Here is an 18836-nt window from a genome sequence, read left to right on the forward strand (position 1 = left end):
GCAGGGCTTTTTATTGCAATAAAAAAGCCGCCAGGTTTGACCCCGGCGGCTAAGCAATTGCAGGTGAATCTTACTTCTTCTTATGCAGTTTTGGTGCGAATCAGGTAGTCAAATGCACTCAGAGAGGCTTTGGCACCTTCGCCAGTGGCGATGATGATCTGCTTGTACGGAACCGTCGTACAGTCACCCGCTGCGAACACGCCTTTGACGTTGGTTTCGCATTTCGCATCAATGATTATCTCGCCCATGCGGTTACGTTCGACTGCGCCTTCCAGCCAGTTGGTGTTCGGCAGCAGACCAATCTGAACGAAAATACCGGCCAGTTCGATGCTGTGAATATCGCCGCTGACACGATCACGATATTCCAGACCTACGACTTTGCTACCATCGCCTTTCACTTCCGTGGTTTGCGCATTCAGAATAATGTCGACATTTTTCAGGCTGCGCAGTTTGTCCTGCAGAACCTGGTCTGCTTTCATTTCTGGCGCAAATTCCAGCAGAGTTACGTGTTCAACGATACCCGCCAGGTCGATTGCCGCTTCCACGCCGGAGTTACCACCGCCGATAACCGCTACGCGTTTGCCTTTAAACAGCGGGCCGTCGCAGTGCGGGCAGTAGGTCACGCCTTTGGTGCGATACTGATCTTCGCCCGGAACATTCATGTTGCGCCATTTTGCACCGGTCGCCACGATAATGCTGCGTGCTTTCAGTACCGCGCCAGAAGCTGTTTCAATCTGATGCAGGCCACCTTCAACCGCTGCCGGAATCAGTTTGCTGGCGCTCTGGCTGTCGATCACATCAACGTCGTATTCATCAACGTGAACTTTCAGCGCACCTGCCAGCTTCTGCCCTTCGGTCTTCGGTACAGAAATGTAGTTTTCGATATCAACGGTATCGAGGATCTGACCACCAAAACGTTCGCCCATCAGACCGGTACGGATGCCTTTACGTGCGGAGTAAATTGCTGCCGCTGCACCCGCCGGGCCGGAACCAACGATTAATACGTCATAAGCATCACGCTTGTTCAGCTCTTCTGCCGCACGTTTTTCCGCGCCAGTATCAATTTTGGCGACGATTTCGGAAATAGTCATGCGGCCCTGACCAAACTCTTTCCCATTTACGAACACTGCCGGAACGCCCATCACGTTGCGATCGGTGATTTCGTTCTGGAAGGTGCCGCCGTCAATTGCCGTATGCTTAATACGCGGATTCAGTACGCTCATCAGGTTCAGCGCCTGCACTACGTCCGGGCAGTTGTGGCAAGAGAGCGAGTAATAGGTTTCGAATTCAAAATCACCGTCAATATGGCGAATCTGCTCCAGCAGAGACTGCGCTTCTTTCGACGGATGACCACCGGTCCACAACAACGCCAGTACCAGCGAGGTGAACTCGTGGCCCAGCGGGGAACCTGCAAAACGTGGCCCCTGGTTGGAACCTGGGTTAGTGATCAGGAAAGACGGCTTACGCACCGGCAAGCTGTTATCTTCTTTAAAGGTGACTTTGTCTGACAGTTCTGCGATTTCAGCCAACAGTTCCTTGATTTCTGCCGATTTAGCGCTGTCATCCAGCGTGGCAATTAACTCAACAGGCTTGGTCAATTTCTCAAGGTAAGCCTTGAGTTGAGTTTTCATATTTGTGTCGAGCATGTTTATCTCCTGGGCTTTAAACATCATCATGCAAGCGGCCTCTGCGGCTACCTGGATGCAGCTTGCATCATGGTGCGGGGAAGAAAATCGGGTGCCGCAGCACCCGAAGAATTAGGTGAATTTCCGAAGTATTTCGCGCCGGAGTTGGTAGCGCGAAAGACAAAGGAAATTTAGATTTTACCAACCAGGTCCAGAGACGGAGCCAGAGTTGCTTCACCTTCTTTCCATTTAGCCGGGCAAACTTCACCTGGGTGAGAAGCCACGTACTGTGCTGCTTTGATTTTACGCAGCAGGTCAGACGCGTCACGGCCAATGCCTTCAGCGGTAACTTCGATAGCCTGGATGATACCCTGCGGGTCAACAACGAAGGTTGCGCGGTCAGCCAGACCTTCTTCTTCACGCATGTTTTCGAAGTTACGGGTCAGGGCGCCAGTCGGGTCGCCGATCATCGCATATTTGATTTTAGCGATAGTTTCAGAGCTGCTGTGCCATGCTTTGTGGGTGAAGTGAGTATCGGTAGATACTGCGTATACGTCTACGCCCAGTTTCTGCAGTTCTTCGTAGTGGTCAGCAACGTCACCCAGTTCGGTCGGGCATACGAAAGTAAAGTCAGCCGGGTAGAAGAAGAAGACGCTCCAGCGGCCTTCGGTATCTTTTTCGGTGATTTCGATGAATTCGCCGTTTTTGAATGCCTGGTTTTTAAAAGGTTTAATTTTGGTGTTAATCAAGGACATCTATACTTCCTCCGTGTTTTCGATGAGATGTAAGGTAATCAATTTTTGCCGATTCGGCTAATGCGTTTCCATTATCAAATCGATAAGTTTTACCTTACAACCGTCGTAAGACAACTTTGTGAACTTTGCACCGCCAGTGGCGATAAAAAGCAAAATGGGCCCCCTTTCCAGGTGACCGTGTAATCTGAACTACCCTTTGGTATCTTCAGCGCCTGCCTGCAGGCTGTGGTGTTGCCCTTGCAAATGCAACAACGACATGGATTACAACACCCTCATAAACAAAGGGCAATCACCTGATCTAAGCTCTTACCTATGACAGTGATAGGTTATGCCTTTTACTTCATTTTTGCACTGACTGAAAAGGATAAATTAATGTTAAAAAAGTCACTTTTAATGACAATGTTACCTGCCATCGCCTTCGCACAGGAGTTACCAGAAGCAGTTAAAGCAATTGAAAAACAAGGCATTACCATAATAAAACCTTTCGACGCCCCCGGCGGCATGAAAGGCTATCTGGGGAAATATCAGGATATGGGCGTCACCATCTATCTGACCCCCGATGGTAAGCATGCTATCTCCGGCTACATGTACAACGAAAAAGGTGAAAACCTGAGCAATACACTTATCGAAAAAGAAATTTATGCGCCAGCCGGACGCGAAATGTGGCAACGGATGGAACAATCGCACTGGCTCCTCGACGGTAAAAAAGACGCGCCAGTCATAGTCTACGTTTTCGCCGATCCGTTCTGTCCTTATTGCAAACAATTCTGGAAACAGACGCGCCCCTGGGTAGAGTCGGGTAAAGTACAACTAAGAACCTTACTGGTCGGCGTCATCAAACCAGAAAGTCCTGCTACAGCAGCAGCTATTCTCGCCAGTAAAGATCCCGCCAGCACCTGGAGTAAATACGAATCTTCAGAAGGTAAATTGCAACTGAATGTGACTGCTAATATTACGTCGGAGCAGATGAAAACTCTGAAAGATAATGAAAAGTTGATGGATGATCTAGGGGCCAATGTCACACCTGCAATCTATTACATGAGCAAAGACAACACTCTGCAACAAGCGGTAGGTTTGCCAGATAATAAAACGCTTAATACCATTATGGGCGAGGAATAAATATCACCGATGAGTAGCTGATTTTTTATTAACATATCGGTTACTCATACACGCATTATTTGTACATCAGTCATAGAGAACTGTGTTATTTTAGCGCCGCTGACGATGTATGCTATCCATTATATAATTAACAGGAATGTATTTTTTTAATTCATAATAAATATAAATGGATGCAGGCAAATGGGAACAGGAGTTACATATGGCCAATTTGTACGATCTAAAAAAATTCGATTTAAATCTGCTGGTTATTTTTGAATGTATTTATGAAAATCTAAGTATCAGTAAAGCTGCGGAAACTCTTTATATCACGCCATCAGCAGTTAGCCAGTCACTTCAACGTTTACGACTGCAGTTTAATGATCCATTGTTTGTTCGTGCAGGCAAAGGTATATCGCCAACTATTGTCGGTATAAATTTGCATCACCACCTGGGAAAAAATTTGGATGGGCTTGAGCAAATCATCAATATTATGAATGCATCGGAGCTAAAAAATAAATTTGTTATTTACGGGCCGCAATTGATTTCAACGTTCAACGTCACCCGTTTAATTACCTGCCTGCGTGAGGAAGCATCAGTAGAGATCGAATATCATGATATTTTAACGTCAACCGAAACCGGAGAAGAGTTACTGGCTCATCGCAAAGCTGATCTGGTTGTGACAATGCTTCCTATGATCAATCGCTCCGTACTTTGCATGCCATTTCAGTCCATTAGCAATGTATTAGTTTGTCGTAATAATCATCCACGCATGAAAAATGAGTGCTCTCTTGATGATATTCTGAAAGAAGAATTTACTATGCTTATGTCTGAAGCACCTGGATTGGACGAATATCAGTCCCGCATGGATAAAATAATGGTAAATCGAAAGATTGCATTCCGCAGTCAGTCATTAACTTCTATTATTAATATTATTGCAGAAACTGATATTATTGGGATCATTCCACAAAAACTTTATAAAATATATCGTTCCATTCTGAATCTGAGAGAAATAAAGATAGATTATACTCTCCCTTTAATGCGTCTGTATATTTCGTACAATAAATCATCACTTTATAATAAAGCATTTTCAAATTTCATTACCAGGATTGCAGACGAGAAACAATCGAGCCAAAAAAGCATTCACTCGACAAATAATTAAATCACTTGAATTCATTATATGTATATAAAAATAATAATAGAGCAATGATGAATCATCATCTCTTATAATTGACATTATTCAACCAGAATTTATGTGAGAGCATTGTGATGTCTATTCATAAAATTCCTCTTTTCATTAATGTCCTCGACGCTGCGAGGGAGCGCATTCATTGGACGCTAAAAAATTTAGATCGCGTTTGCGTATCCTTTTCCGGTGGTAAAGACTCTGGAGTGATGTTACACCTCACCGCCCAGCTTGCTCGTCAGTTGAACAAAAAAATATTCGTTTTATTTATTGATTGGGAAGCTCAATTCAATCACACCATTAATTATGTCCAGGCCATAAATGATCAATATGCTGACGTCATCGATACCATTTACTGGATCGCTTTACCGCTCACCACGCAAAATGCTCTATCACAGTACCAACCACAATGGCAGTGCTGGGAGCCCGACACAGAATGGGTTCGCCAGCCTCCTACGACAGCCATAACATCCCCTGATTACTTTCCTTTTTACCAGGAAGGTATGACTTTCGAGCACTTTGTTCGCGAATTTGCCGACTGGTTTTCACAGCAACGTCCGGCAGCAATGCTAATCGGTATACGGGCCGATGAATCCTATAACCGCTTTGTTGCAATCGCCACTGAGCACAAGAAACGTTTTGCCGACGACAAACCCTGGACGACATTAGCCCCCGGAGGTCACACCTGGTACATTTACCCGATTTATGACTGGAAAACAGCCGATATCTGGACATGGTATGCAAAAACCAATTCGCTCTGTAATCCTCTGTACAATGTAATGTACCAGGCGGGCGTTCCCTTACGCTATATGAGGATTTGTGAACCTTTTGGCCCGGAACAGAGACAAGGATTGTGGTTATACCACGTCATTGAACCAGAGCAATGGGCAAAGATGTGCGCCCGAGTCAGTGGCGTAAAAAGCGGGGGAATTTACGCCGGACAGGACAACAAGTTTTATGGTCACCGAAAACTGCTTAAACCCGATCACCTTAGCTGGCAGGAGTATGCCCTGCTATTACTCAACAGTATGCCAGAACATACCGCAGAGCATTATCGTAATAAGATCGCCGTTTACCTGAAATGGTACAAGAAGAAAGGAATGGACGAAATTCCCCAGACCCAACAAGGTGATATCGGTGCAAAGGATATTCCATCCTGGAGGCGCATTTGTAAGGTGCTGCTTAATAACGATTACTGGTGCCGGGCACTGTCATTCAGCCCAACAAAATCTCAACATTATCAACGGTATAGCGAACGAATTAAAGCCAAACGCAAACTCTGGGGAATATTATGAAACAACATTTAAAGCAGGAGTTAACCCATTTTCTTGCCAGTTTGCCAGAAGACGAAAGAGTAGAGGCAATCAACGAGTTTCGCCAGGCGATCCATAAAGTCAGCCCTTTCCGTGAGGAGCCGGTGGACTGCGTGCTCTGGGTAAAAAAAGAACAGCTCAAGCCAAACAATTACAACCCCAATAATGTTGCACCACCAGAGAAAAGACTGTTACAGGTCTCTATAGAGACTGACGGCTTTACCCAACCCATTGTCGTTTCGCCATCCAGCCAAAATGAGTATGAGATTGTCGATGGTTTCCACCGTCACCTGGTGGGTAAAGAGAACGGTACACTAGGTGTAAGGCTAAAAGGTTATCTGCCAGTGACCTGTCTGGATGGCAATCGCCACGAACGCATCGCCGCAACTATTCGTCATAACCGCGCTCGTGGCCGCCACCAAATCACAGCCATGTCAGAAATCGTTCGTGAACTCAGCCAGTTGGGATGGGACGACAATAAAATCGGCAAAGAGCTGGGTATGGACAGCGACGAAGTGTTGCGCCTGAAACAAATTAACGGCCTGCAAGAGTTATTTGCTGACCGTCAATATTCCCGTGCCTGGACAGTAAAATAATTACAGCTGGCGCAGGCGTTCAGCTGCCGCCAGCAACGTCGATTCCTTCTTGGCAAAACAGAGACGAATGAGCTTATGGGGGAATGGATCGGCGCAAAATACCGACAGCGGGATCGCCGCCACGCCATGCTCCCGCGTCAGCCACTGGCAAAACTCAACGTCATCCAGCGAAGAAACCGCGCTGTAATCCACCAGCAAAAAGTAAGTGCCTTCGCACGGTAAAATCTCCAGCCGACTCTCACTTAAGGCGTTCACCAGAATATCGCGCTTCTGGCGATAAAAGTCCGGTAACGCAAGGTAGTGTTCGGGTTCTGTTCGCAGCATATCGGCAAGGGCCAGCTGCGCCGGGGTATTCACCGAAAAAGTCAGATACTGATGCACTTTGCGGATCTCGGCGCTGATGGGCGCAGGCGCAACACAATAGCCCACTTTCCAGCCGGTCATATGATAAGTCTTACCAAACGATGACACCGCCACCGCCCGCTCACGCAGTTGCGGATGCGCCAGCACACTGGCATGGCCCTGCTGTGAAAAGTTGATATGCTCGTAAACTTCATCGCTAATAACAAAAATCTCGTGCCCGGCAATTGCCTGCCACAAAGCAGAAAAATCAGTCTGCTGCCAGACAGTAGCACTGGGGTTATGCGGGGTGTTAAGGATCACCAGTCGGGTGCGCTCGCTTAACAATGCGGCAAATTCCTGCCAGTCCACGCGAAAATGCGGTGGTTGCAGTGCAATACGTTTCACTATTCCCCCCGAAAGCGCGATGGCGGGCGCGTAACTGTCATAGCTGGGATCAAAGCAGATCACTTCATCACCATTGCGCACCAATGCGGTAATCGCTGCATATAACGCTTCCGTCGCCCCTGCCGTTACGGTGATATCACTATCGGCATCCGGTTGATAGCCATACAGACGTTCCGTTTTCTGAGCAATCGCCTCGCGCAAGGCCTGCACGCCAGTCATAGGCGCGTATTGGTTTGCCCCCTGGTCAACATGGTATGCCAGCCGCTCCTGCAAATAGCGCGGACCATCAAAATCAGGAAAGCCTTGCGACAGGTTAATCGCCTGGTGTTGCTGCGCCAGTGCGCTCATCTGGGTGAAAATAGTGGTGCCAAGTTGTGGAAGTTTACTTTTTGGAATCAGAGGGTTATTTGTCATTTTTATTGTGCCTGATGAAGTTGCGTGTTGAAGGCACTATAACACGATGCTAGTATTTGGCAATCAAGACGTTTAGATGTCTAAATAAAACAATAAGGACAACACAACATGCCTCACAATCCTATCCGCGTCGTCGTCGGCCCGGCTAACTACTTTTCACATCCCGGAAGTTTCAATCACCTGCAAGATTTTTTTACTGATGAACAGCTTTCTCGCGCAGCGTGGATCTACGGCGAACGCGCCATTGCGGCTGCGCAATGCAAACTTCCGCCAGCGTTTGAACTGCCAGGGGCAAAGCATATTTTGTTTCGCGGTCATTGCAGTGAAAGCGATGTGCAACAACTGGCGGCTGAGTCCGGTGACGATCGCAGCGTAGTGATTGGCGTCGGCGGCGGCGCACTGCTCGACACCGCGAAAGCCCTCGCCCGCCGTCTCGGTCTGCCGTTTGTTGCCGTTCCAACGATTGCCGCTACTTGCGCTGCCTGGACACCGCTCTCCGTCTGGTATAACGATGCCGGACAGGCGCTACATTATGAGATTTTCGACGACGCCAATTTTATGGTGCTGGTGGAACCGGAGATTATCCTCAATGCGCCGCAAGAATATCTGCTGGCGGGAATCGGTGACACGCTGGCGAAATGGTATGAAGCGGTGGTGCTGGCCCCACAACCAGAAACGTTGCCGCTAACCGTACGGCTGGGGATTAATAATGCGCAGGCCATTCGTGACGTCTTGTTAAGCAGTAGCGAGCAGGCGCTTGCCGATCAGCAAAATCAGCAGTTAACGCGATCATTTTGCGATGTGGTGGATGCGATTATCGCCGGAGGCGGAATGGTCGGTGGTCTGGGCGATCGTTTTACGCGTGTGGCGGCGGCCCATGCCGTGCATAACGGTCTGACTGTACTGCCACAAACCGAGAAGTTTCTCCACGGCACCAAAGTCGCCTACGGAATTCTGGTGCAAAGCGCCTTGCTGGGTCAGGATGCTGTGCTGGCACAATTAACCGGGGCGTATCAGCGTTTTCATCTGCCGACCACGCTGGCGGAGCTGGAAGTGGATATCAATGATCAGGCGGAGATCGACAAAGTGATTGCCCACACCTTGCGTCCGGCGGAATCCATTCATTACCTGCCGGTCACGCTGACACCAGATACGTTGCGTGCAGCGTTCGAAAAAGTGGAATCGTTTAAAGTCTGACGCACAGATTTAGCAGCAACGCGCGCCGCCTTTTCCACCGTAGCGCGCGTCCTGCCGCTCCCGGAAAAACTCTTCGTAGGTCATCGGCGTTTGATCAGGATGGTTAACCCGCATATGTTCGACATAGTTGTCGTAATCGGGCATACCAATCATCAGTTTCGCCGCCTGACCTAAATATTTTCCAGCTTTTGCCAGTGAATCAAACATCAATACCTCCGGTAATCAGGTTGCTGGTAGAGTGCCGGATACGGCGTGAACGCCTTATCCGGCCTGGAATTGCTGAGAGTAAGGGGAACGCTCGGCACTATGCCAACCCCCCCCCCTCACTCTGACTTTAGTGCGCGCCTTTCGCCTGCGCCACGATCTCCTCGACATTTTCCGGCATTGGCTCATACGGCGTTTCTTTCGCCGTTGGCTTCGGCTCTTTCAATGCCGCCAGTGCCGTCTTAATCGAGAACAGCGCCAGAACCACCACAACCACCATAAAGAAGATGGTTAATCCGGCATCCAGACGGTTGTTGAACACCAGTTGCGCCAGTTGTGACTCAGTATACTGCGACGGAATATTGCCGCTGTCGATCATTGCCTGGAACTTGTTAGCAATCGCCAGGAAACCGACTTTCGCATCCGGGCTAAACGCTTTCTGCCAGCCTGCGGTCAGGGTACAAATCAGCAGCCAGGCCGTTGGTACCAGCGCCACCCAGGCGTAACGTTGACGTTTCATCTTGAACAACACCACGGCACAGAGCATCAGCGCCATCCCTGCCAGCATCTGGTTGGCAATACCAAACAGCGGCCACAGAGTGTTAATACCGCCCAGCGGATCGACCACGCCCTGATGCAGAAAGTAACCCCACGCCAGCACGCACAGCGCCGTTGCCAGCAGGTTAGCAGGCAGTGAATCGGTCCGTTTCAGGCCCGGAGAAACCACGCCCAGCAGATCCTGCAACATAAAGCGCGCAGCACGCGTACCCGCATCCACCGCCGTCAGAATAAACAGTGCTTCAAACAGAATGGCGAAGTGATACCAGAACGCCACATCCATCATGCCACCCAGCGCGCCGTGCAGAATGTAGGCCATCCCCACCGCCAGGGTCGGCGCACCGCCCGCACGGGAAATGATCGACTGTTCGCCCACTTCGCTGGCAATCTGATTTAACGTATCTGGCGTAATGCTAAAGCCCCAGCTACTCACTACCTGCGCAGCAGATGCCACTACATCCGCCGTCCCCGCCGGAGCCAGCACCGCCATCGGGCTGTTCATCGCGAAGTACACGCCCGGATCGATGATACAGGCAGAAACCAGTGCCATAATCGCCACGAAGGATTCCATCAACATTCCACCGTAGCCGATAAAGCACGCCTGACCTTCGTTCGCCAGCATCTTCGGTGTGGTGCCGGAAGAGATCAGCGCATGGAAGCCAGACACCGCGCCACAGGCGATAGTAATAAACAGGAACGGGAACAGATTACCGGTCCATACCGGACCAGTGCCATCTACAAATTTGGTCAGCGCAGGCATGGTCAGCGTCGGACGCATAATCAAAATGCCTACCGCCAGACCGACGATAGTCCCGATTTTCAGGAAGGTAGAGAGGTAGTCACGCGGAGCCAGCAGCAACCACACCGGCAGAACCGCCGCCACAAAACCGTAACCCACCAGCATCCAGGTCAGCTGCACGCCGGTAAAGTCAAAGTACGGTGCCCAGGTCGGGCTTTCTGCCACCCAGCCGCCAGAGATAATGGCGAAAATAAGGAATACCAGGCCAATCACCGACACTTCCCCAATGCGGCCCGGACGCAGATAGCGCAGGTAAATCCCCATGAACAGCGCCAGCGGAATGGTGAACGCAACGGTATACGTTCCCCACGGGCTATGAGTCAGGGCTTTCACCACGATCATCGCCAGTACTGCAAGGATAATGACCATGATCATAAAGCAGGCCACCAGCGCAATCACCCCGGCAGTTGGCCCCATCTCTTCTTTAACCAGCTCGCCCAGCGAGCGACCGTCACGGCGCGTGGAAACAAACAGCACCATGAAATCCTGCACTGCACCGGCGAGAACCACCCCGGCAAGTAGCCAGATCATCCCCGGTAGGTAGCCCATTTGCGCCGCCAGTACCGGCCCCACCAACGGGCCTGCTCCGGCAATAGCCGCAAAATGGTGACCGAACAGCACTTTCTTGTCCGTCGGCACATAGTCCAGCCCGTCGTTATGGCGCACCGCTGGCGTCATACGCGTCGGGTCAACCGCCAATACATTTTTGGCGATATAAAGACCATAAAAACGGTAAGCGATCAGATAGATACAGACCGACGCCACCACAATCCACAGCGCGTTGATCTGTTCCCCACGATTTAAAGCAATGTATCCCAGAGCAAATGCTCCCATTACAGAGAGCACTGTCCAGACGAGGTATTTCCCTGATTTGTTCATAGTTGTTATCCGTGTGCGTGTCCATAGAGATGTTACATTTTGTTTCTATAACATCTTTGTGCATTTTAACAACACAGCAACCATGTAAATCGGAGTTGAAACCAATATTTAACTTAACAATGTTAACTCGATCACTCCGTTAACCGAATTTTCCTGCAATCTCATTTAATTCTGTCGGGTTCATCCCAAAACTGCCGTACCCAGCCGGCAAGTGCAGCAACGCCGCCCCTGTTCATCGAAAACAACGATTTCCCAGCTCTGATTTTGCCGCCCAAGATGCAGCGGCTGGCAGACGCCGCGTACCTTTCCCTCAGACACTGGGCGATGATGTGTGGCGTTAAGCTCCGTGCCCACCACGCACTGTCCGTCGCGAGTCATCATAAATCCGGCCATCGATCCCAGGGTTTCCGCCAGCGCCGCCGATGCGCCGCCATGTAGTAAACCGAACGGTTGATGAGTACGGGTATCAACCGGCATTTCGGCTTCCAGCACATCATCGCCTAGACGGGTATAAACAATTCCCAGATGCGCCACCATTGTGTTATCGCTGGTGGCGTTCAGTTCGTCGAGCGTTAAATGGCGTTTCCAGATCATGCTTATGCCCCCAGTGTTGAGCCGCCATCTACCACAATATCCTGTAGGGTGATATGGCTGGCGAGGTCAGAGGCGAGGAACAAAATCGTGTTGGCGATCTCTTGTGGACGGGCGATTTTCCCCAGCGGAATGCCGAGTTTAAACTGCTCGCCAAAGCCGCGAATACGCTGCTCTTCGGCGTCATCACTCACCCACAGCGTGCGTTGCATATCGGTGTCGGTGGACCCCGGGGAAACCACATTACAGCGCACACCGCTACCCGCCAGTTCCAGCCCGACGCTCAACGCCAGGCTTTTCAGCGCCGCTTTCGACGCGCCATAAGCACTCATACCAATACGCGGCGTGTGTGCGGCGTCGGACGCCACAGTGACAATCGCCCCGCCCCGCTGACGGCGAAACTGGTTCATGGTTTGCTGGAACAGGTTAAACGCACCGCCGACGTTAACCGAAAAAGTCTGCTGCCAGTCCTCCTTGCTGAGCTGATCGGTCGCGCCCATGCGCAAAATTCCCGCCGCATTGACCAGCACGTCCAGTCGCTCCGTTTGCGCTAACAGTCGCTGACACACTTGCGCCACCTGCGCAGCGTCGGCTACATCCATTACTTCGGTCGCAAAGGGATATTGCTCCAGAGTGAACGCTTGATCAAAACCTGTAACTTTCGCTCCGGCCTCAACAAATGCCAGCGCCGTGGCGTAGCCAATACCTTTCCCCGCACCGGTTACCCAGACATTTTTGCCGCTGAAATCCATCATTTCACCTCGCGGGAGAGTAGCTTCCACCAGGCATCGATGGTCGGATTTTTCGCCAGCATGACAAAATCGATATCGCCATGCACTTTGCGCCAGCGCGCCGCCAGCGCCATCATGCGCACCGAATCCAGACCGTAATCGATCAGGTTGTCGTCATCGAAGGGTTCATCGGACTCGTCCAGCAACGGCAGGATCACCTCTCGCAGCGCCGCTTTGGTTGAAGGGATCGGTGCAGGCAATAGTTCTTCGGTCATCACCACCCGGCCAGACCGTCCGGCCACATATTTCAGAGACATCAAATGCTCGTCACGGCTGAAATCGGCCAGCGCATCTGCCACCATAAACGGTTTAATATCGCGCATAAATGCGTCGGTTGCGGTGGTCATACAGCCAATGTGGGCGTACACCCCGGTTATAATCAGTTGGTTACGTCCACTCTCTTTGAGCATTTGTTCCAGCGGAGAACGATGAAACGCGCTGTAGCGCCACTTCACCAGCACCGTGTCGTCGGCATCTGGCGTCAGGCGATCCACCACCTTTTGCTGTTCCGGCGAACGGGTCAGGCCCGGCCCCCACATATCATTCAACAGCGCCCGATCTTCATCGCTCTGCTCTTTCGGCTGGGCGGTGTAATAAACCGGGATATTGTGCTGTTTGCAGTAGTTGCGTAGTGCCGCAATATTCGCGATCACCTGCTCCATCATCGGGCAGTTCTCGCCCCAGAAGCTAACAAAATAGTCCTGCATATCATGGATTAACAACGCGGCACGTTGCGGCTCAAAGGTCCAGTTGACTTTATTGTGCGGAATATCGTGAGACTCCGGCAGTGCGTAAGCCTGTAATTTTGGAATAGCCATCGTGTTCTCTCCTTCAGGCTGATGCGCGTGACGCCAGCCACTGACGTAATTGTTTTTTATCGACTTTCCCGACCGCCGTCAGCGGAAGTGAATCTACACACTCCACGCGATCCGGTAATTTAAATTCGGCAATACCCTGTTCACGCAGGAAACGACGCACCTGTACCGCACGCAGTGGTTCTTTTACCACCAGATAAGCACAGCTTTTTTCGCCCATCAGCTCATCTTCCATACTCACCAGGGCGGCGTAGATCACCGCCGGATGGCGCAGTAACAGGTTTTCGATCTCTTCGGCAGCGATCTTCTCGCCGCCACGGTTGATCTGATCTTTCTCGCGCCCCTGCACGGTGATGTACCCCTCTGGATCAATAGAGATCAGATCGCCGGAACAGTAAAAACCGTTGGCATCAAAGGCGCTGGCATTGTGCTGTGGACTTTTGTAATAGCCGCGGAAGGTGTACGGCCCGCGCGTCATCAGGCGTCCAACCTCCCCTTGCGGCAGTGGATTTCCGTCAGCATCGGCAACCCACACTTCATCATCCGGACACATTGGATAGCCCTGGGTATGGATAATTTTCTCCGCGCTATCATCAAGACGGGTGTAGTTCACCAGCCCTTCCGCCATGCCGAATACCTGCTGTAACTGGCAGCCAATCTCTGCGGGAATACGCGCCGCAAGCGTGGCAGAAAGACGTGCGCCACCGACCTGTAACAGTTTCAGCGAGGCAAGCTGCGCCCGGCTTTCACCTTCGGTCAGCGCCTGTAACCACAGGCTGACTGCTGGCGGCACCAGCGCGGTGACGTTCACCTGATGTTTTTCAATCAATGGGAAACAAAGCGTGGCGCTGGGGTCGGCAGCCAGAACGACAGTGCCGCCAGCGAGAAATACCCCCAACGATCCCGGCGAACTCATGGCGTAGTTATGAGCCGCCGGGATCGCGCACAGGTAGCGCGTCTGTTGTGTGAACTGACAAATCTCGACGCTACGACGCACGCTGTAGTAGTAGTCGTTATGAGTGCGCGGGATCAGTTTCGGTGTGCCGGTGGTGCCGCCGGAAAGCTGGAAATAGGCCACTTCATCAGCAGGAGATGGCGTGGCAGTAAAATCCTCAGCCGGATGGTTAATCGCATCCTGCAAGTTATGCTCACCGCTGTCGTTCAGCAGTTGCACCACGCGAATGGAAGAATGCTCTGCAACAAATGTGTTGAGGAAATCATCCCCGCTAAATAGCGCATGTTGGCGATCGGCAATCAGTAACGCCGGTTCAATCTGGCTGGCATAGGCGTTCAGTTCACTACGCTGATGACTGAACAGCGCCAGCACCGGCGCAACGCCCAGTTTCAGCAGCGCGAAAAAGGTAATATACAATTCAGCGACGTTACCCAGTTGTACCAGCGCGGTTTCACCGGGTTTAATGCCCTGACGGCGCAAACTACAGGCGAGGTTATCCGCCGCCTGATTCAGCTCCCGGTAACTCAACTGCCGCTCGCCGTCGATAACCGCGATGCTGTCACTCGCAGCGTGGCGAGTCAGAATGTCGGTCAGTGGCAAATCCTGCCAGTAGCCTTTTTCCCGATAGCGACGGGCAAACTCTTCCGGCCAGCGGGTGAATGGAATGCTCATCCTCGCTCCTTAATGCAATCCAAAAACGTTCAACATGGTAGAAAGTTTGACGCCCGTTTCGCGCCATTCACCCAACGGTGAGGACGCAGGCACAATCCCCGCTCCGGCAAACAGACGTACCTGATTTTCCCGCAGCTTCGCGCAGCGGATGGTCACCACCCACTCGCCGTTACCTTCGCTGTCACACCAACCCACAATGCCGCCAAACAGTTCGCGGTCGAACGGTTCCAGCTCAGCAATCACCTGGGTCGCGGCCTGATGCGGGAAACCGCTCAGCGCGGGGGTCGGATGCAGCAGACAGGCCAGAGTCAATGCGTTTTCTTGCGAATTCGCTTTGCCTTCAAAGGGTGTTGCGAGATGCCACAGCGTCGGTGTGGTGAGCAATTGTGGGGAGGATGGAACGTGTAACTCACTACTGCGTTCGCGCAGTACCTCTTTCATCGCCTGAGTGACAAGTTCATGTTCATGGCGATCTTTTTCTGACGCCAGCAGACGATTACCCGCTTCGCGATCGAGCACGTCATCCGGCTGACGGCGCGCGGAACCGGCTAACGGAATGGAGCTAAAACGCTCGCCGTCTTTACGTAGCAGCAGTTCCGGGCTGGCTCCCAGCAGGACGCCACCATCAGCTAACGGCACATGGAAGTTGTAACTAACCGGGTTTTGCACAATCAACCGTTCCAGCAATACGCCACTATCAATGACGGCGTCAGTGGTGATATCAATCAACCGTGACAACACCACTTTGTCGACTTGCGGCGTGGCGGTAAGTGCGGCGGCGCGGGCAACCATCTGTTCAAACGTAGCTTGTTCAGGAATTGCCTGACGTTCCACCACGTTCAGCGACTGGCTGCGGGTGAAACGGCGGGCTGAAGTCTGTTTTTCCAGCCGGGAGAACGACTGCCAGGATTCGGGAATATACAGCGACGAAGGCTGACGTGGATCGAAGGGAATCGCCCCAACCATCACCGGATTTTTAATGCCCTGCGCTTTGGCATCGGCAAACAGCGCGGTGAGTTTTTGCTGGAAGGGACTGTCGGGCGAATCCCCGTTCACAGCCGGTTCATCAAAGCGGGCGAAACATCCTGACGTCGTAAAACTGCGGTACGGCGACATAAAGAAAAAGCGATTGGGCGCAAGTGTTGCCATGGTCTGCTGTACTTCCTCAGCCAGTGACGTATCCATATCATCCTCCACAAAATGATAAAGGCTTTAATAATGATTATCATTTATATTTTCGGTCGCTAACCTAAAAGCAAACGCGCACTATGTCAACTCTTGAGGTAACGCAATCTGCAACTCGGGGTTGCATCTGGTTGTGGTTACAATGAAAATGAGAAGCATTAACTTCATTAATCACAGGAAGCTGATTTGTGAGACTCGCCCCGCTCTACCACAACGCCCTTCTTTTAGCAGGACTTTTGCTTTCAGGAATATCCGCAGTTCAGGCTGCCGACTGGCCGCGTCAGATTACTGACAGTCGTGGTACTCATACCCTGGAAAGCCCGCCGCAGCGTATTGTTTCCACCAGCGTCACCCTGACCGGCTCACTGCTGGCGATTGATGCACCAGTGATCGCCAGCGGCGCGACCACGCCGAATAACCGCGTAGCGGATGACCAGGGCTTTTTACGCCAGTGGAGCAAGGTGGCGAAAGAACGCAAACTGCAACGTCTCTATATCGGCGAACCGAACGCCGAAGCGGTGGCCGCGCAAATGCCGGATCTGATTTTAATTAGCGCAACCGGCGGCGATTCGGCGCTGGCGCTGTACGATCAGCTTTCCACCATCGCCCCGACGTTAATCATCAATTACGACGACAAAAGCTGGCAGTCGCTGTTAACGCAGCTTGGCGAAATTACCGGGCATGAGAAACAAGCGGCAGAGCGGATTGCGCAGTTTGATAAGCAACTGGCGGCGGCGAAAGAGCAAATCAAATTACCGCCGCAGCCGGTCACTGCCATTGTCTATACCGCCGCCGCGCACAGTGCCAATCTCTGGACAGCTGAATCAGCACAAGGGCAGATGCTGGAACAACTCGGCTTTACGCTGGCCAGGTTGCCCGCAGGCTTAAACGCCAGCCAAAGCCAGGGCAAACGCCATGACATCATTCAGCTTGGTGGGGAAAATCTGGCGGCAGGGTTAAATGGCGAGTCGCTATTCCTGTTCGCCGGTGATCAGAAAGACGCCGATGCGATTTATGCCAATCCACTGCTCGCACACCTGCCTGCAGTACAAAACAAGCAGGTTTATGCGCTGGGAACCGAGACGTTCCGACTGGATTACTACAGCGCCATGCAAGTGCTGGATCGGCTTAAGGCGCTGTTCTAAGCATTAACTGTCAGACGCTGTCACCTGCGGCGGCGTCTGGCGAAAACGACGCAACTCCACCAGTACCAGCAACAACAACACGCCGATAATCAACAAACCAAAACCACTCGCGCTTGCGGAGGCCACCGGCGTCATCATCGCTCCCAGACCACCCAACAGCGCTGCGCCTATAGCATCGCCCGTCACGTTTTGTGCCGTCCACAAACCGTTAATCCGCCCTAACATCGCTTCCGGGGTTTGCGTTTGCAGCATTGTGTATTGCAGCAATGAACTAACCGCGCTCAGCCAGCCGAACAGCGCCAGGCAAACCACGCCTAAAATCCACATCGGCATCAGGCCAAACAAACCAATGGCGAGGAACGATCCCAGCGTGGAGAGCAGCATCAATAACCCTGGTCGCGCGCTATGTGCCAGCTTCCCGCTGGTTAACGCGCCAATAGCTGCACCGAGCGGGATCGCCGCATAGAGAAAACCAATCTGTGCCGCCGACATCTGCCAGTTGTCAGCCAGCGCCGGATACAGTACCCGTACCGCGCTCGCCATCGTCAATAATCCCCCCAGCAGTGCAATCCCTCCCACCAGCGGGCTGGCGAGCAGAAAACGAAATCCTGCCAGTAATGATTTCAACGGATGCTCACGCGGTTGCGGTGGCGGAGGTAGCGCCGGAAGGCTTAACAATGGTAGCAAGGTAATAAACGTGCCCGCCGCCGCCAGCCCGTAGTTCCAGGCTACGCCGCCAGTCGCCAGCAGTAAGCCGCCAATCATGGGCGAAATTACCGATCCCAGCCGCACGGTCAACATGGTGATCGCCCCGGCCTGCATTAGGTTTTCACGCCCTACCAGTGCTGGTGTCGCCGCCAGTAGCGCCGTAACGCCAAGTGATGCGAAAAAACCATCCCATAAACCAAGTAAATAGATTGCCAGCAATGACGGCTCCGGCAGCAGTGCATTAAGGCACAGTCCAATGAAGCCAATGCCACAGGTGCCGCGCGCCAGCAAAATCACTTTTTTGCGTTCATAGCGATCCGCCAGCACACCGCCGACCATCAGGCCAACAAACATCGCGCCGCCGGTCAGCGTCACCGAAAGCCCCACCTGCCAGGTAGAATGCGTCATCATCTGGATCTGCACTGGCACCGCGACGCCGAGCAAACCCAGAGAAACAATAGAGATAAAACGAGCGAGGAATACTGCGCGAAACGCCGGGTGCGTTTTCAACAGGCTGAGGTTAAGCAGCCAGGATTGTTTATTCATTACAATGCCTTGCCATCAAATATTTTAAATACCTATTCTTAGGCTGCACATGCTAACATA

Annotated in this window: 17 protein-coding genes; 6 read left to right on the top strand and 11 right to left on the bottom strand. The window is 51.9% G+C overall.

Features of this window, described 5'->3' with window-relative positions; translation table 11 throughout:
* Positions 1-80 precede the first annotated feature (80 nt).
* Positions 81-1646 (bottom strand): alkyl hydroperoxide reductase subunit F, encoded by a 1566-nt coding sequence (ahpF, locus tag EFER_RS12555; RefSeq protein ID WP_002431414.1) that lies wholly within the window; start codon positions 1644-1646, stop codon positions 81-83.
* Between the two features lie 170 nt (positions 1647-1816).
* Positions 1817-2380 (bottom strand): alkyl hydroperoxide reductase subunit C, encoded by a 564-nt coding sequence (ahpC, locus tag EFER_RS12560; RefSeq protein ID WP_000052799.1) that lies wholly within the window; start codon positions 2378-2380, stop codon positions 1817-1819.
* A 372-nt stretch (positions 2381-2752) separates the two neighbouring features.
* Here ahpC and dsbG point away from each other — a divergent pair, with 372 nt between their 5' ends.
* The 4 genes from dsbG (at position 2753) to EFER_RS12580 (ending at position 6570) form a co-directional block, all read left to right on the top strand.
* On the top strand, positions 2753-3499 hold the full coding sequence (gene dsbG, locus EFER_RS12565; RefSeq protein ID WP_024256501.1) for a thiol:disulfide interchange protein DsbG: 747 nt from the start codon (positions 2753-2755) through the stop codon (positions 3497-3499).
* Positions 3500-3698: 199 nt separating this feature from the next.
* A complete protein-coding gene (gene citR / locus EFER_RS12570) occupies positions 3699-4637 on the top strand; it encodes a DNA-binding transcriptional repressor CitR (RefSeq protein ID WP_024256502.1) in 939 nt (312 codons plus the stop codon).
* Positions 4638-4744: 107 nt separating this feature from the next.
* Positions 4745-5956 carry a phosphoadenosine phosphosulfate reductase gene (locus EFER_RS12575; RefSeq protein WP_000022145.1) on the top strand — a complete coding sequence of 404 codons (1212 nt, stop codon included), beginning with the start codon at positions 4745-4747 and terminating at the stop codon, positions 5954-5956.
* Positions 5941-6570 carry an IbrB-like domain-containing protein gene (locus tag EFER_RS12580; protein ID WP_077626270.1) on the top strand — a complete coding sequence of 210 codons (630 nt, stop codon included), beginning with the start codon at positions 5941-5943 and terminating at the stop codon, positions 6568-6570. The genes EFER_RS12575 and EFER_RS12580 overlap by 16 nt, the downstream gene beginning before the upstream one ends.
* Here the strand turns inward: EFER_RS12580 and ybdL are convergent, their stop codons facing one another.
* Positions 6571-7731 (bottom strand): methionine-oxo-acid transaminase, encoded by a 1161-nt coding sequence (gene ybdL / locus EFER_RS12585; RefSeq protein WP_000183896.1) that lies wholly within the window; start codon positions 7729-7731, stop codon positions 6571-6573.
* Positions 7732-7839: 108 nt separating this feature from the next.
* Between ybdL and hcxA the strand changes: the two genes are divergently transcribed.
* A complete protein-coding gene (gene hcxA / locus EFER_RS12590; RefSeq protein WP_001120469.1) occupies positions 7840-8928 on the top strand; it encodes a hydroxycarboxylate dehydrogenase HcxA in 1089 nt (362 codons plus the stop codon).
* 9 nt (positions 8929-8937) lie between these two features.
* Here hcxA and EFER_RS12595 read toward each other — a convergent pair whose 3' ends face one another.
* The 7 genes from EFER_RS12595 to entC form a co-directional block, all read right to left on the bottom strand.
* Positions 8938-9135 (bottom strand): YbdD/YjiX family protein, encoded by a 198-nt coding sequence (locus EFER_RS12595; protein WP_000460431.1) that lies wholly within the window; start codon positions 9133-9135, stop codon positions 8938-8940.
* A gap of 127 nt (positions 9136-9262) precedes the next feature.
* Positions 9263-11368 (bottom strand): pyruvate/proton symporter CstA, encoded by a 2106-nt coding sequence (gene cstA / locus EFER_RS12600; RefSeq protein WP_001043157.1) that lies wholly within the window; start codon positions 11366-11368, stop codon positions 9263-9265.
* Between the two features lie 180 nt (positions 11369-11548).
* The gene (gene entH, locus EFER_RS12605; RefSeq protein WP_000637953.1) at positions 11549-11962 is read right to left on the bottom strand and encodes a proofreading thioesterase EntH; all 414 of its coding nucleotides are present in this window, start codon (positions 11960-11962) and stop codon (positions 11549-11551) included.
* A 2-nt stretch (positions 11963-11964) separates the two neighbouring features.
* The gene (gene entA / locus EFER_RS12610) at positions 11965-12711 is read right to left on the bottom strand and encodes a 2,3-dihydro-2,3-dihydroxybenzoate dehydrogenase EntA (RefSeq protein ID WP_000347647.1); all 747 of its coding nucleotides are present in this window, start codon (positions 12709-12711) and stop codon (positions 11965-11967) included.
* Positions 12711-13568 carry an enterobactin biosynthesis bifunctional isochorismatase/aryl carrier protein EntB gene (gene entB, locus EFER_RS12615; protein ID WP_001007116.1) on the bottom strand — a complete coding sequence of 286 codons (858 nt, stop codon included), beginning with the start codon at positions 13566-13568 and terminating at the stop codon, positions 12711-12713. The genes entA and entB overlap by 1 nt, the downstream gene beginning before the upstream one ends.
* Positions 13569-13581: 13 nt before the next feature.
* Complete coding sequence (gene entE / locus EFER_RS12620; RefSeq protein WP_000026790.1) at positions 13582-15192, bottom strand: (2,3-dihydroxybenzoyl)adenylate synthase EntE; 1611 nt, start codon at positions 15190-15192, stop codon at positions 13582-13584.
* Positions 15193-15201: 9 nt separating this feature from the next.
* Positions 15202-16377, bottom strand: a complete 1176-nt coding sequence (gene entC / locus EFER_RS12625; protein ID WP_015953598.1) for an isochorismate synthase EntC — start codon at positions 16375-16377, stop codon at positions 15202-15204.
* A 188-nt stretch (positions 16378-16565) separates the two neighbouring features.
* Here entC and fepB point away from each other — a divergent pair, with 188 nt between their 5' ends.
* Positions 16566-17522 (top strand): Fe2+-enterobactin ABC transporter substrate-binding protein, encoded by a 957-nt coding sequence (fepB, locus tag EFER_RS12630; protein ID WP_001234290.1) that lies wholly within the window; start codon positions 16566-16568, stop codon positions 17520-17522.
* Between the two features lie 3 nt (positions 17523-17525).
* Here fepB and entS read toward each other — a convergent pair whose 3' ends face one another.
* Positions 17526-18776 (bottom strand): enterobactin transporter EntS, encoded by a 1251-nt coding sequence (entS, locus tag EFER_RS12635; RefSeq protein ID WP_001041789.1) that lies wholly within the window; start codon positions 18774-18776, stop codon positions 17526-17528.
* Positions 18777-18836 lie beyond the last annotated feature (60 nt).

The organism is Escherichia fergusonii ATCC 35469, from assembly GCF_000026225.1.
In the GTDB taxonomy this organism is placed as follows: Bacteria; Pseudomonadota; Gammaproteobacteria; order Enterobacterales; family Enterobacteriaceae; genus Escherichia; species Escherichia fergusonii.

Coding starts and splice junctions, on each gene's coding strand:
- ybdL (WP_000183896.1), bottom strand. CDS start 7,731: ATGACAAATAACCCTCTGATTCCAAAAAGTAAACTTCCACAACTTGGC.
- dsbG (WP_024256501.1), top strand. CDS start 2,753: ATGTTAAAAAAGTCACTTTTAATGACAATGTTACCTGCCATCGCCTTC.
- entB (WP_001007116.1), bottom strand. CDS start 13,568: ATGGCTATTCCAAAATTACAGGCTTACGCACTGCCGGAGTCTCACGAT.
- hcxA (WP_001120469.1), top strand. CDS start 7,840: ATGCCTCACAATCCTATCCGCGTCGTCGTCGGCCCGGCTAACTACTTT.
- entA (WP_000347647.1), bottom strand. CDS start 12,711: ATGGATTTCAGCGGCAAAAATGTCTGGGTAACCGGTGCGGGGAAAGGT.
- EFER_RS12575 (WP_000022145.1), top strand. CDS start 4,745: ATGTCTATTCATAAAATTCCTCTTTTCATTAATGTCCTCGACGCTGCG.
- ahpF (WP_002431414.1), bottom strand. CDS start 1,646: ATGCTCGACACAAATATGAAAACTCAACTCAAGGCTTACCTTGAGAAA.
- entE (WP_000026790.1), bottom strand. CDS start 15,192: ATGAGCATTCCATTCACCCGCTGGCCGGAAGAGTTTGCCCGTCGCTAT.
- entS (WP_001041789.1), bottom strand. CDS start 18,776: ATGAATAAACAATCCTGGCTGCTTAACCTCAGCCTGTTGAAAACGCAC.
- ahpC (WP_000052799.1), bottom strand. CDS start 2,380: ATGTCCTTGATTAACACCAAAATTAAACCTTTTAAAAACCAGGCATTC.
- citR (WP_024256502.1), top strand. CDS start 3,699: ATGGCCAATTTGTACGATCTAAAAAAATTCGATTTAAATCTGCTGGTT.
- EFER_RS12595 (WP_000460431.1), bottom strand. CDS start 9,135: ATGTTTGATTCACTGGCAAAAGCTGGAAAATATTTAGGTCAGGCGGCG.
- cstA (WP_001043157.1), bottom strand. CDS start 11,368: ATGAACAAATCAGGGAAATACCTCGTCTGGACAGTGCTCTCTGTAATG.
- entC (WP_015953598.1), bottom strand. CDS start 16,377: ATGGATACGTCACTGGCTGAGGAAGTACAGCAGACCATGGCAACACTT.
- entH (WP_000637953.1), bottom strand. CDS start 11,962: ATGATCTGGAAACGCCATTTAACGCTCGACGAACTGAACGCCACCAGC.